Annotated in this window: 14 protein-coding genes; 4 read left to right on the forward strand and 10 right to left on the reverse strand. The window is 63.6% G+C overall.

Translation table 11 applies throughout. The annotated features are described in order from the left end of the window. The first annotated feature begins 5 nt into the window (after positions 1–5). Together QX126_RS30590 and QX126_RS30595 are read left to right on the forward strand one after the other, a co-directional pair. A complete protein-coding gene (locus QX126_RS30590) occupies positions 6–848 on the forward strand; it encodes a sulfurtransferase (RefSeq protein ID WP_315785952.1) in 843 nt (280 codons plus the stop codon). A 30-nt stretch (positions 849–878) separates the two neighbouring features. Beyond that, entirely contained in the window at positions 879–1,196 is a 318-nt protein-coding gene (locus tag QX126_RS30595; RefSeq protein ID WP_315740957.1) for a hypothetical protein, read from the forward strand. 273 nt (positions 1,197–1,469) lie between these two features. Here QX126_RS30595 and hspQ read toward each other — a convergent pair whose 3' ends face one another. From hspQ to nifH, 10 genes are all read right to left on the reverse strand, one after another. Next, complete coding sequence (gene hspQ / locus QX126_RS30600; RefSeq protein WP_315785954.1) at positions 1,470–1,796, reverse strand: heat shock protein HspQ; 327 nt, start codon at positions 1,794–1,796, stop codon at positions 1,470–1,472. A gap of 19 nt (positions 1,797–1,815) precedes the next feature. Beyond that, positions 1,816–2,103 (reverse strand): ferredoxin III, nif-specific, encoded by a 288-nt coding sequence (fdxB, locus tag QX126_RS30605; protein ID WP_315785957.1) that lies wholly within the window; start codon positions 2,101–2,103, stop codon positions 1,816–1,818. A gap of 23 nt (positions 2,104–2,126) precedes the next feature. Then, positions 2,127–2,327 carry a CCE_0567 family metalloprotein gene (locus QX126_RS30610; protein ID WP_012045814.1) on the reverse strand — a complete coding sequence of 67 codons (201 nt, stop codon included), beginning with the start codon at positions 2,325–2,327 and terminating at the stop codon, positions 2,127–2,129. Between the two features lie 17 nt (positions 2,328–2,344). Beyond that, positions 2,345–2,815 (reverse strand): NifX-associated nitrogen fixation protein, encoded by a 471-nt coding sequence (locus tag QX126_RS30615; RefSeq protein WP_315785958.1) that lies wholly within the window; start codon positions 2,813–2,815, stop codon positions 2,345–2,347. Between the two features lie 10 nt (positions 2,816–2,825). After that, positions 2,826–3,221, reverse strand: coding sequence for a nitrogen fixation protein NifX (gene nifX, locus QX126_RS30620; RefSeq protein ID WP_315756230.1), 396 nt, complete (start codon positions 3,219–3,221; stop codon positions 2,826–2,828). A gap of 25 nt (positions 3,222–3,246) precedes the next feature. Further along, positions 3,247–4,644, reverse strand: coding sequence for a nitrogenase iron-molybdenum cofactor biosynthesis protein NifN (gene nifN / locus QX126_RS30625; protein ID WP_315785960.1), 1,398 nt, complete (start codon positions 4,642–4,644; stop codon positions 3,247–3,249). Between the two features lie 10 nt (positions 4,645–4,654). Further along, positions 4,655–6,328, reverse strand: a complete 1,674-nt coding sequence (gene nifE / locus QX126_RS30630) for a nitrogenase iron-molybdenum cofactor biosynthesis protein NifE (RefSeq protein ID WP_315785962.1) — start codon at positions 6,326–6,328, stop codon at positions 4,655–4,657. 127 nt (positions 6,329–6,455) lie between these two features. Next, positions 6,456–8,015, reverse strand: a complete 1,560-nt coding sequence (gene nifK / locus QX126_RS30635) for a nitrogenase molybdenum-iron protein subunit beta (RefSeq protein WP_315785965.1) — start codon at positions 8,013–8,015, stop codon at positions 6,456–6,458. An 83-nt stretch (positions 8,016–8,098) separates the two neighbouring features. After that, entirely contained in the window at positions 8,099–9,601 is a 1,503-nt protein-coding gene (nifD, locus tag QX126_RS30640; protein WP_231320191.1) for a nitrogenase molybdenum-iron protein alpha chain, read from the reverse strand. 74 nt (positions 9,602–9,675) lie between these two features. Then, positions 9,676–10,563: a nitrogenase iron protein gene (nifH, locus tag QX126_RS30645; protein ID WP_315740949.1), complete on the reverse strand. Its 888-nt coding sequence runs from the start codon at positions 10,561–10,563 to the stop codon at positions 9,676–9,678. A 449-nt stretch (positions 10,564–11,012) separates the two neighbouring features. Here nifH and QX126_RS30650 point away from each other — a divergent pair, with 449 nt between their 5' ends. Both QX126_RS30650 and QX126_RS30655 read left to right on the forward strand, forming a co-directional pair. After that, a complete protein-coding gene (locus tag QX126_RS30650) occupies positions 11,013–11,405 on the forward strand; it encodes a response regulator (protein WP_315785978.1) in 393 nt (130 codons plus the stop codon). A 46-nt stretch (positions 11,406–11,451) separates the two neighbouring features. Beyond that, positions 11,452–11,913: a SufE family protein gene (locus tag QX126_RS30655; protein WP_315771562.1), complete on the forward strand. Its 462-nt coding sequence runs from the start codon at positions 11,452–11,454 to the stop codon at positions 11,911–11,913. Positions 11,914–12,193 lie beyond the last annotated feature (280 nt).

A 12,193-nucleotide genomic window follows, 5' to 3' on the forward strand; every position in this document is an offset into this window, starting at 1 on the left:
AATGCATGAGCACAGACTTCTCTGACGCCCTGGTCAGCTCCGAATGGCTGGCGCAACATCTCACCGATCCCGCCACCAAGATCCTCGACTGCACCTGGCATCATCCGAGCACCAATCTCGATGGCCGTACGCAATATCGCGGCCGGCATCTGCCGGGCTCGGTGCATTTCGACATCGACCAGGTCGCCGACAAGTCGAGCCCGCTGCCGCACATGCTGCCGTCAGCGGAGGATTTCGCCCACAAGGTCGGGCTGCTCGGCATCAGCAATGCCGACCGCGTCATCGTCTATGACCGCCACTATGGCGGCTCCGCCGCGGGCCGCGTGTGGTGGATGTTCCGCGTGTTCGGGCACGACAACGTCGCCCTGCTCGACGGCGGCTTCGGCAAATGGACCAAGGAGAAGAGGCCGGCCGAGATGACGCCGGTGCGCCCGGTGCCGGCGAGTTTCAGCGCAAGCTTCAGGCCGGAGCTTGTGACCACCTCGGCCGCCGTGCAGAGTGGCGGCGCGCAGCTGGTCGACGCCCGTGGGCCCGGCAAGTTCGATGGCACCCAAGCGGACGTGTTCACGTTCAAGCGCCAGGGCCACATCCCCGGCGCGATCAATCTGCCCTGGGCCGATCTGGTCGACCCGGACACGGGCGTGCTCATGGCGCCCGACGCGCTCGCAGCCCGATTCGCGAGTGCCGGCGTCGATCTGGAGAAGCCGATCGTCACCACCTGCGCCTCGGGCATCACGTCATGCATGCTGGCGCTGGCGCTCTATCGGCTGGGACGTCCGGATGTTGCCGTCTACGACGGGTCCTGGGCGGAATGGAGCCAGCTCGACGACACGGCGGTGGCGGCGTGATGTGCACAGACGAATGACGGGAGCACGAGCATGGCAAGAACCCTGGTCAAGACCACGCAGGACGGCCGCAAGGTCGAGGTGATTGGGCTGGCAATCTGTCTCGAAGGCGAGCTCGAGGCGTTCGAGCTGGTCGAAGTCAAGCTGCATCCGAACCGACGCAAGATCTGGGAGGCCGCGCCCGACGCGACCCACATGGCCGGCCGCATCACTTTGACCAAGGACGAGGCCGCGACCGTCGAGGGTGCGTTCGCTGCGGCCCAGGCCGAAATCCTCGCCAACCCCGCCGCGATCAACGAGCGCTTCCGGATCGCCGCGATGTGGAAGGCGCGGGAACAGGGGATCGAGTAGGCATTGATTCGTAGGGTGGGCAAAGCCAGCGGGCGACGCGCAGCGGCGATCGATGGCGTGCCCACCATCTTCGTCCCGCACGCCGAAAAATGGTGGGCACGGCGCATTGGCTGAATCGGCGTGGAAAAACCGCCCAGGCGCCTTTGCCCACCCTACCAATCCATCGCCGTCATCGCGAGCGCAGCGACGCGATCCAGGTCCACGCGAGGACTCTGGATTGCTTCGTCGCCTGCGGCTCCTCGCAATGACGGCCGCTCTCGGCTTTCCAATACGTTATTGAAAAACCCGCCCGCGGTAGCGGTAGCTGCCGGCGTCGTCGACATCGAACAGCTCGCCGATATCGGGATGCTTGACCGGCTCACCCGTGACGTCCGCCACCAAGTTCTGCTCCGGAACATAGGCGATGTAGCTGCTGTCGCCGCATTCGGCGAGCAGGTAGTAGAACGGCTGCTCCTTGTCGAGCCTGGTGTCCATGGTGATGGCGCGCCAGCCTTCCTCCTCGGAGAATGACAGGTCGACGTCGAACACGACACCGCGCAGATCGTAGACGCGGTGCCGTATCACCTGGCCGATCGTGAACTTTGCCTCCATCCGCACCATGACAGCACGCTCGATGATCTCACGCCGCCGGCGAATGGGTCTGGCAATTGGTCGGGCAGACGCGGGCGCAGGCGCCGCAGCCGATGCAGGCGCCGGTGTCGTGCATGACCATGACCTTCTTCTCGACCTCGTCATCCTCGTCGTCGTCGAGCTCGACGAACTCGCCCTCGTCGTTGATGCCCTTCAAGGTCATCACCTCGCGACCGCAGACCTTGTAGCAGCGGCCGCAGCCGATACACTTTCCGGCGTCGATGGCGACCAGATAGTCCGGCCGCCAGTCGCGGCCGTCACGGGTTGAATTGGACATGATGACGGGTCCTCAAATCGGGCTTAGGCGGTCTCGAGCTTCTTCAGCTCGGCTCGCTTCTTCTCCAACTCGGCAAAGGCTTCATGCGCCTTCTGCGCCGTCGGCAGGATCTGGTCCCAGTTGATGGGCAGCTCCTCCGACAAGTCGTGCAGGTTCATCTTGGCATCCATGGCACGTGCCGACAGCTTCTTGATCTCGGCCTTCAGGGTATCCAGGTCGCTCATTGTCTCATCCTCGCCGTTTAGTAATTCGCGACGTCCTTGAACTTCTCGATCATCTCAACGCCGGCGTTGACGAACTTGTCGCCCTCGTCGGCCAACTTGCCGAGATTGTCGAAGCCGAAGCGGTGCACGTCGCGCAGCTGCTTGTTGACCACGATCAGCCGGCCGCCGATCAGCACCATGCGGCCAAAGCCCTCGTGGCTCATCTTCAGCATCGGCGAGATCATCACGCCGGTGGCCTTCTCGATCGACAGCGCGACCGCGTTGAAGAACAGTTCGAGCCGCCAGATCGTCTCCGGATCGGGATCGCCGATGATCGGCAGCGCCCGCCGCTTCTCCTTGTCCAGGATGTAGGGCTCGAGCAGGTCGACGTCCTTCTTGCCCTCCCAGGCGCCGTGGGTGTCCTGGGCGCGCCAGACCTTGATGAGTTCCTTGACGAAGGGCCGCTGCTCGGCGGGTACCGTTTCGACTGCTACGGCGGTATCGGACATGTTGGTTTCCTCATTCCTCGAAATCGAGAACGCGTTCCTGGCCCTTGGCGAGCGCCTTGCGCAGCCAGGGCGGCGGCGTGCCAGCCAGAACGGCCTGCAGCTTGCCCAGGAGATCGCTGATCTCCTCGGGCTGATTGACCTTCATCGGATGGATGTTGTTGGCGACGACACGCGCGGCGCCGGAGCCGCCGATCGCGGCGACATAGAGGATCGCGCAATCCTTGATTGCCTCGATCTTCGGCGCCAGCTTGTCCTCGTTGCCGTCCTCCTTGAGATCGCCGTCGAACTCGACGGTCTCGACGAAGCGATGCCCCGCAGTGTCGACATCGTAGATCGCGATGTTCTTGGCCCAGCCGAAATGGGCGTCGACGCGTTTCAGATCCTGGGTAGCGAATGCGACTTTCATGTCGGCGGTCCTTTCTCCTGAAACGTCAATGCAGAGGCGCCACGACGGCGGAGTCGATCGATGCCTGCTGGACGTCCTTCCACGGATCGAGCCAAGTGTCAGGCGTCGGCTGATGGTTGTCCTCGCGATCGGCGATGATGAGATTGGCCAGCGCGAAGACGAGGTCGCGGGTACCGCGATAGCCGACCGTCAGCAAATGCCCTGCCCCGAGCCGGTCGAACATCGGGAAGCCGATCCGATAGAACGGGATTTTGAGACGCGCCGCAGCCTGGCGGCCATGCGAATGCGTCATCATGAGACCGCAGTCGCGCGCCTTGGCGAGCGTCTCCAGGTCCTCGAGATCGCCGATCAGCACCTCCTCGCACGGCATGCGTTCGAGCACCGGCGACTGGGTCGTGGTGACGGCCACGGCAATTTGCGCACCCATGTCATGCAGCATGCTGGCGACATCGAACAGCAGATCCGGCTCGGCGCCGATCGCAAGCTTGCGGCCGCCGATGTGGAAATGGGCATCCAGCATGGCATCCGCGAGCTGGCCGCGCTGCCGGCGATATTTTGCCGGCACCGGACGCCCCGAGATATCGCTCAGGAACGTCATGAACTCGTCGTTCGGCAACAGCCCGCAGAGCCGCTCGAACAGCCGGTACGGCACGCCGGTCCTGGCCTGCATCGCCTCCGCCGCGCGCTTCGTCTGCGCGCCGATCGCAATCGTCCAGGCCGCGCTGCCCATGGTCGCGATCTCTTCGAGCCCGATGCCGCCGATCGTGGTCGGCGTGAACTCGTCGGGAATGTGGCCATCCAGCGAGCCACCGATATCCGGCAAGAACGACGGCTCAAGGCCGAAATCCTCGAAGATCGTCCTGAGCTCCTCGATGTCGCCCGGCGTCAAATGGCAGCCCGGCAGCACGTTGACGCGGGCCGGATCGCGCCGCGTCGAGGTCGGCTTGTCGACCAGCACCTCGACCATCTTGGCGACTGTCTTGTCCCAGCCATCCTGGAACGCATCCTTGAAATCGGGCGTCGAGACGTAGACCAGTGGATAATTGGCCAGTTCCGGATGCTTCTCGCGGATCAGCCTGATGTAGCCGTCGACATCGTCGCCCTTGGTCTCGGTGACCCCGGTCGAGCAGATGCCGATGATCTCCGGCTTCTGTCTCTTATGAATGTTGAGGATCGCCTGCTCGACATTCTCATAGCCGCCGAGCACGGTGGCGACCTCGCTCATCGCCGTCGTCTGCATCGGCACCGCTTCCTTGAAGTGGCGCACGAACAGCGTCAGCCCGAACGAGGTGCAGCCCTGCGAGCCGTGCAGCAGCGGCATCGCCCCGCGCAGGCCGAGGAAGGCGAACGAGCCGCCGATCGGCTGGCTCATCTTGAGGGGATTGACCGCGCAGGCCTTCTTTCCAATGGTGACCTTGGCCATGTGCGCCGCCCTATTCCGCCGCCTGCAGCAGTTCGGCCGGCGCCTTTTGTGCCGCCAGGATGTCCTCGACCCGGCCGGCGCATGCCCCGCAACCGCCGGAGGCGTTGGTGTGAGTGCGGACGCCGGCGACGTCGCTCAGACCATGAGTCTTGATGGCGTCCTCGATGGTGCCGAGATCGACCGACTTGCAGTGGCAGATCTTCTTGGCGCGGCGCGCGGCTTCCGCGGCAACCGGATCGGCGGCGAGCGCCGCGGCTTCCGCATTGGCCTGCGCGATCGCCCTCGCCTGCCAATTATTGTTGGCGGTCTCCCACGGCGCGCGCTTGCGCAGCTGCTCCCACATCGGGTTGTAGATCGCCTTGTCGATCTCCGCGACCAGCTTGACCATGCCGATATAGCCCATGAAGGCGTGCGAACGCTCCTGGTTGATGTCGAGCCAGGGCATCGCAGCCTTCAGCGCCACGAACTGCGACTTGCCGCCGGACAGCATGATGTCGGCCTTGGCGTCCTTGAGCATCTTGTACATATCGCGCGGCGCCATATCGTCGATCATGTGAGCGTCCTGGCCCATCAGCTCCTTGATGCGCTCCTTGTCCTCCTTGGTGGACTTCTTCACCGAGGTGCCGACCAGCTCCATGCCGGCCTCCTGCAGCGCCGCGACCACCGACCACGACTTCACGCCGCCGGTGATCAAGAGCACCTTCTTGCCCGTCAGCCGCTGCTTGAACGGCTCGATCGCGGCCCACGCCTTGGCCTCCTCACGGGCGATGACGGCCTCGGTGCGATCCAGCAGATCGGCCGGCGCGCCGCGCTCGACCAGCAGGCGCGCGATCTCGCGCAGCGAGTCCGAGGAGTCCTGGATGCCGTAGAACGAGCCCTCGAAGAACGGGATGCCGTAGCGCTCCTCCATCTTGCGGGCGACGTTGATCATCGCCTTGGAACACACCATCATCGCCGCACGGGCGCGATGCGACGACGCCACATCCTTGTAGCGGCCGTCGCCGGAGATGCAGGCGGAGATGCGAATGCCGAGCTCGTCGAACAGCGGCTTCACCTGCCAGAGCTCGCCGGACAGATTGTATTCACCGATGATGTTGAGATCGTAGGGCGTCGTGACCTCCGGCTCTACGGTGCCGATGACGTGGTCGAGCAGTGCCTCGCCGGCGAGCTTGTTGCCGAGGTTCTTCGGGCCGACGAAGCCGGGCGAATTGACGGGAATGCAGGGCTTGCCGAACTTCGCCGAGGCCGCCTTGCAGACCGCGTTGATGTCATCGCCGGTCATGGCCGGCACGCAGGTCTGGTAGACGAAGACCGCCGGCGGATCGTATTTCTCGATGATTTCCTTGATCGCCTTGTACAGCCGCTTCTCGCCGCCGAACACGACGTCGGTCTCGTTGATGTCGGTGGTGAAACCAGTGCGCCAGATCGAAGCGCCCGAGGAGGCGGCGCCACGGTTGTCCCAGGAATTTCCTTCGCAGGCGATCGGTCCGTGCACGAGATGCGCGACGTCGGTCAGCGGCTGCAATGCGACCTTGGCGCCGTCGAAGGCGCAGCCACCGGCCGCGCCGCCCGGCTGCAGCTGCTTGGTGCAACCCTTCTTGCGCTCGGCCTCGGACTTGTTGGCGTTCTTGCCGCAACCCGGCTCGTTGAAGACGTTCTGGATCGTGGCCGAAAGCGAGCTCATTGGCTTCTCCTGTTGACGACCGATTGCGCGTCTTTCGAAAGACAAGGCTCAGGCACGACATGCCTCCCCTTGAGCCCTGCTCCCAACATCGAAACGCGGCGGCCCCGGAAGGCCGCCGCGCCGTCACTCAGCGAATGATGTCGAAGCTGTAGTCCGACTTGGCCGGCACGTTGGTGTTGCGGTCGATCTCGTCGAAGATCTTGTCGAGGATCGTGACCAGCACGTTCAGGCCGCCTTGATAACCCCACACCGGATAGCGGTGCTTGTGGTGGCGATCGAAGATCGGGAAGCCGATGCGGATCAGCGGGGTGCCAGTGTCGCGCTCCAGATACTTGCCGTAGGTGTTGCCGATCAGGAAGTCGACCGGCTCGGTGAACAGCAGCGAGCGCATGTGCCACAGATCCTTGCCAGGATACACGTGGCAGTTCTTGCCGAACGGCGACGAGTCGAACACGGCCTGCACCTTCTCGGCCCACTCCTTGTTGCCGTTGGTGGCGAGCACATGGGTCGGCTCGGCGCCGAGCTCGAGCAGGAACGCGGCGAGGCCGAGGCAGAGATCCGGGTCGCCGTAGATCGCGAACTTCTTGCCATGGATGTGCGCGCTGGAGTCGGCGATCGCGTCGACCAGGCGGCCGCGCTCGAGGGCGATCGATTCCGGGATCTCCTTGCCGGTGATGCGCGACAGCGCCATCACGAAGGCATCGGTGCCGGTGACGCCGACCGGATGGTGGAACGAGACAACTTCCTGGCCGTGGTTCTTGATCAGCGGCAGGGTCTTCTCGGTGCAATAGTGCTGCATCGAGATGGTCGCCTTGGCGTGGACGGCGTTGGCCGCGTCCTCCAAGGTCGTGCCGCCGTCATACATGCGGAACTCGCCGTCGGTCGGGGTGTCGAACACGTTCGAGTTGTCGCCGAGGATCGTGTATTCGATCCCCATTTCCTCGAAGATGTGCTTGACCTCGCGGATGTTGCCGACGGTGTAGCCGTCGAAGCCGCCGATGAAGTTGATCTTCTCGTTCGGAACGCGCTCGAGCTTCGGCGCGGTGCCGGCCTTGCCGTCCCAGAAATGCTCGAGAATGCCCTTCATGGCGTTGTCGTAGCCGGTGACATGGCTGCCGACGAAGGCGGGGGTGTGGGCGAAGGGCACGTCGAACTCGGCCGGAACCGAGCCCTTTTCCTTCGAGGTCTTGATGAAGGCGTTGAGGTCGTCACCAATGACTTCCGCCATGCAGGTGGTGGAGACCGCGATCATCGACGGCCTGTACATGTTGTAGGCGTTGGCGAGGCCGTCGATCATGTTGTTGAGACCGCCGAACACCGCTGCGTCCTCGGTCATCGACGACGACACGCAGGAGCTTGGCTCCTTGAAGTGGCGCGACAGATGGCTGCGGTAGTAGGCCACGCAGCCCTGCGAGCCGTGCACGAACGGCAGCGTCTTCTCGAAGCCGACGGCGACGAACACGGCGCCGAGCGGCTGGCAGGCCTTGGCCGGATTGACCGTCAGCGCCTCACGGGCAAAATTCTTCTCGCGATATTCGGGCGTCTTGGCCCATTCGCGGATGCGCTCGACCTCGGCGGGATCGCGCGGATTCTCGAACATCTTCTTCTTGTTCGCCAGCATCTGCTGGTATTCGGGACCACGGAAAAGCTCGAAGTGATCGAGCACATGTTCGGCACTCTGCGTCATGGGATAACCCTCTCTATTTTCCTGTGTCGATCAGGGAGCGCTGGCTCTCCGCCGAAGGAGAGCCAGGCCGTGGGTGGTGGTGACTACTCGGCCGCCTGGAGCAAGGGCTTGGGCGCCTGCTTCCAGGGTGCCTTTGCCATCTTCCAGACCGGCGAGTTGATGGCCATGTCCATGTCGCGGGCAAAGATCGCGAACCCGTCATAGCCATGGTAGGGACCCGAGTAGTCCCAGGAGTGCATCTGGCGGAACGGCACGCCCATCTTCTGGAACACGTACTTTTCCTTGATGCCCGAGCCGACCAGGTCCGGCTGGACCTTCTCGACGAACTTCTCGAACTCGTAGCCGGTCACGTCGTCATAGATCAGCGTGCCATCCTTGACGTAGTGCTGGGCGGTGCGCTGATAGTCGTCGTTGTGGCCGAACTCGTAGCCGGTGCCGACGACCTCCATGCCGAGGTCTTCATAGGCGCCGATCACGTGGCGCGGACGCAGACCGCCGACGAACAGCATCACAGTCTTGCCTTCGAGGCGCGGCCGGTACTTGGCGATCACGGCGTCCATCAGGGGCTGGTACTTCGCGATGACGCGCTCGGCACCTTCCTTGATCTTGTCGTCGAAATAGCTGGCGATCTTGCGCAGCGATTCGGCAATCTTGCTCGGCCCGAAGAAATTGTACTCGCACCACGGAATGTTGTACTTCTCTTCCATGTGGCGCGAGATGTAGTTCATCGAGCGGTAGCAGTGCAGCACGTTCAGCTTCGCCTTCGGCGTTGCCTCGAGCTCGGCCAGCGAGCCGTCGCCCGACCACTGGGCAATCACGCGCAGGCCCATCTCCTCGAGCAGGATGCGCGACGACCAGGCGTCACCACCGATGTTGTAATCGCCGATGATCGCGACGTCATAGTCGGACGGCTCGAAGCGCGGCGCAGCGTCGGCCGGGATCTTGTCGAACACCCAGTCCCGGATCGCGTCGTTGGCGATGTGGTGGCCGAGCGACTGCGACACGCCGCGGAAGCCTTCGCAGCGGACGGGAACGATGGTCTTGCCGTCATACTCCTTCGACTTGACCTTGGAGACCGCCTCGATGTCGTCGCCGATCAGGCCGATCGGGCATTCCGACTGCACGGTGATGCCGTTGTTCAGCGGAAACAGCTCCTGGATCTCGTCCATGATCTTGGCGAGCTTCTTGTCGCCGCCGAACACGATGTCCTTCTCCTGGAAGTCGGAGGTGAACTGCATCGTCACGAAGGTGTCGATGCCGGTCGTGCCGATGTAGTAGTTGCGGCGCGCCGCCCAGGAGTACTGGCCGCAGCCGACCGGGCCGTGGCTGATGTGAATCATGTCCTTGATCGGGCCCCACACCACGCCCTTGGAGCCGGCATAGGCGCAGCCGCGAATGGTCATGACGCCGGGGATCGACTTGATGTTCGACTTGACGCCGCAGTCGGACTTGCCATTCTCATGCACGTTGAGGTGCTTGGCGCGACGCTTGGCAGTCTTCTCCGGATAGACCTTCAAGACCTCGGCGATCAGTTCCTTGTTGCGTGCCTTGATCTCGGCCACGCTTTGTTTCTCGATGACGCTCATCTGGCTTTTCCTCGATGATCGGTTGCGGGGGTCATCCGGCCCTTGGAGATCATGGGCCGGATGACCGGTGGCGGTTACGCCGTGGCGGCGAGCTCGGAGGCGGTCTTTCCGATCTGGCTCTCGTCGACCGCCTTCATGATGCCGTGCTCCATCAGCATGTCCTCGAGCTCGTCCATCGTGATCGGGGTCGGGATGATGCCCTTGCCGCCGTTGGCGTGGATCTTCTGGGCCAGCGAGCGGTAGTGGCCGGCCTGGACCGAGTCCGGCGCATATTCCAGCACCGTCATGCGGCGCAGCTCGGCGTGCTGCACGATGTTGTCGCGCGGCACGAAGTAGATCAGCTGGGTGCCGAGCTTCTTCGCCAGCGCCTCCGCCAGCTCCAGCTCCTTGTCGGTCTGGCGCTCGTTGCAGACCAGGCCGCCCAGGCGCACGCCGCCGGAATTCGCATATTTCAGAATGCCCTTGGAGATGTTGTTGGCGGCATACATCGCCATCATCTCGCCGGACATCACGATGTAGATCTCCTGCGCCTTGTTCTCGCGGATCGGCATCGCGAAGCCGCCGCAGACCACGTCGCCGAGCACGTCGTAGGACACGTAGTCGATGTCCTCATAGGCGCCGTTCTCTTCCAGGAAGTTGATCGATGTGATGACGCCGCGGCCGGCGCAACCGACGCCCGGCTCCGGACCACCGGACTCGACGCAACGGATGTCGCGATAGCCGACCTTCATGACCTCCTCGATCTCGAGGTCCTCGACGCTGCCCGCGGCAGCGGCCAGGCTCAGGATGGTGTCCTGCGCCTTGGCGTGCAGGATCAGGCGGGTCGAATCCGCTTTCGGATCGCAGCCGACGATCAGGATCCGGTGGCCCATCTCGGCGAGTGCCGCGAGGGTGTTTTGTGACGTCGTCGACTTGCCGATGCCGCCTTTGCCGTAGAATGCGATTTGTCGCAGCGCTGCCATGATGCTCTCCATCAACCGATTGCCAATGTCTCGCATGCACCTTGCATCGCGAGACCGCGTCCTCTCTCCAGAACCGGCAGACGGGTTATTGGGAAGGAGAGCATCGCTCGTCCGAAGCGTCGGCGTGCACTCAGCCCTCAACCTTTGCCTGAGCCCAGTTTTGCAACGGCTGTGCCAGAGCTTTGGAATCGTTAAAAAGGCCATGTTTTGAAAGAGATGCGGCCAAGCTCGGCGCTAGGATGTACTTGTTGCAAATCCGACATCGGGGGTTTTCACCCGACGCTCCCGCGCCGTGCTGTCCGAAACGACACATGCCGCCGCGGCTCCGAGCGGCGCTTCCGTAGAGAACACCGGGGAGCGCTCGCGAGAGGCCGGCCAGGAGCGGCGGTACGGAGTTTGCTTGATATAGATCAAACCCGCTTTCGAACGGGCCAGCAGGAGTACTATTGATGGCGAGCAAGACGCGCGTCTTTGTCATTGAAGCCGATCAGGTGATCCGCTCGGCGCTCGGCTACATTCTCAGTGAGCGTCACGAGACCTTCACCTTCGCGGAGACCGCCGACGCATTGACCAAGGCCGCACGGACCACGCCCGACGCCGTCCTCATCGGGATGAGCATCCTGGAGGACGACGGCGCCGAGACGGTCGGCATGCTCGCCAGGACGATGCATCAGGCCGGCATCATCGTGGTCGCAGGATCGACCAAGTCGCCGCTCGCGCTGGCCGGCCTGCGGCAGGGCGCGGAAGCCATCATCGCCAAGCCGATCACCTTCGACGGCGTCACGCACGCAGTCGATTCCGTGCTGGCGCGGCGCGGTAGCGAGCCGGGCCTGACGGCATAGCTGGCCCTGGCATCCACGGAGATCAGCCGATGACGAGGAGGGGATGATGTTGAAGATGACCCAGACCGCGACGCCGGGCACACCGGACATCGAGGACATCGTCGAGAATTTCGCGCTGCTCGACGACTGGGACGACCGCTACCGTTACGTGATCGAGTTGGGGCGCGGCCTGCCGCCGCTACCCGATACCGACCGTAATGATGGCAACAAGGTGCAGGGCTGCACCAGCCAGGTCTGGCTTGCCACCACAGTGCGGCACGACGCCGCAGTGCCGGCGCTCGACTTCATCGGCGACAGTGACGCCCACATCGTCCGCGGCCTGGTCGCGATCCTGCTCGCGATGGTGTCCGGCCGCACCGCATCCGAGATCCTGGCCGCCGATCCGATCGCGCTGTTCGAGAAACTCGGCCTGCGCGAGCATTTAACCCCGCAGCGCTCCAACGGTTTCCGCTCGATGGTGAGCCGCATCAGAGCCGACGCCCAGGCGGCGCTCGCGGCGGCGGCGTAGGTTTGGTTGCTTGATTGCTGCTTTGATTGGTCGCGCGTATCGCGGCGAACTCGGTGCACCCCTCTCCCCTTGTGGGAGAGGGTGGCGGCCGAAGGCCACCGGGTGAGGGGTCTCTCGGCGCACTCAGAAGGTCATGCCTCGCGGAGACAACCCCTCACCCGAGCGATTCCAGGGCTGGTAGCGGTGCTGCCCTCTCCCACAAGGGGCTACGGGATTCCCGGTTTTATGCTTTGGGTTGCAAGTAGATAGCCTTCAAGCATTGCAGCGAGACGATCCCAGC

The sequence above is a fragment of the Bradyrhizobium sp. SZCCHNPS1003 genome (genome assembly GCF_032381555.1).
In the GTDB taxonomy this organism is placed as follows: Bacteria; Pseudomonadota; Alphaproteobacteria; order Rhizobiales; family Xanthobacteraceae; genus Bradyrhizobium.

Excerpts from the sequence above, each read along its gene's own strand:
- QX126_RS30610 (WP_012045814.1), bottom strand. The coding sequence starts at position 2,327 with ATGAGCGACCTGGATACCCTGAAGGCCGAGATCAAGAAGCTGTCGGCA.
- nifE (WP_315785962.1), bottom strand. The coding sequence starts at position 6,328 with ATGAGCTCGCTTTCGGCCACGATCCAGAACGTCTTCAACGAGCCGGGT.
- nifN (WP_315785960.1), bottom strand. The coding sequence starts at position 4,644 with ATGGCCAAGGTCACCATTGGAAAGAAGGCCTGCGCGGTCAATCCCCTC.
- hspQ (WP_315785954.1), bottom strand. The coding sequence starts at position 1,796 with ATGGTGCGGATGGAGGCAAAGTTCACGATCGGCCAGGTGATACGGCAC.
- QX126_RS30650 (WP_315785978.1), top strand. The coding sequence starts at position 11,013 with ATGGCGAGCAAGACGCGCGTCTTTGTCATTGAAGCCGATCAGGTGATC.
- QX126_RS30655 (WP_315771562.1), top strand. The coding sequence starts at position 11,452 with ATGTTGAAGATGACCCAGACCGCGACGCCGGGCACACCGGACATCGAG.
- QX126_RS30590 (WP_315785952.1), top strand. The coding sequence starts at position 6 with ATGAGCACAGACTTCTCTGACGCCCTGGTCAGCTCCGAATGGCTGGCG.
- nifD (WP_231320191.1), bottom strand. The coding sequence starts at position 9,601 with ATGAGCGTCATCGAGAAACAAAGCGTGGCCGAGATCAAGGCACGCAAC.
- QX126_RS30595 (WP_315740957.1), top strand. The coding sequence starts at position 879 with ATGGCAAGAACCCTGGTCAAGACCACGCAGGACGGCCGCAAGGTCGAG.
- QX126_RS30615 (WP_315785958.1), bottom strand. The coding sequence starts at position 2,815 with ATGTCCGATACCGCCGTAGCAGTCGAAACGGTACCCGCCGAGCAGCGG.
- nifX (WP_315756230.1), bottom strand. The coding sequence starts at position 3,221 with ATGAAAGTCGCATTCGCTACCCAGGATCTGAAACGCGTCGACGCCCAT.
- nifK (WP_315785965.1), bottom strand. The coding sequence starts at position 8,015 with ATGACGCAGAGTGCCGAACATGTGCTCGATCACTTCGAGCTTTTCCGT.
- nifH (WP_315740949.1), bottom strand. The coding sequence starts at position 10,563 with ATGGCAGCGCTGCGACAAATCGCATTCTACGGCAAAGGCGGCATCGGC.
- fdxB (WP_315785957.1), bottom strand. The coding sequence starts at position 2,103 with ATGTCCAATTCAACCCGTGACGGCCGCGACTGGCGGCCGGACTATCTG.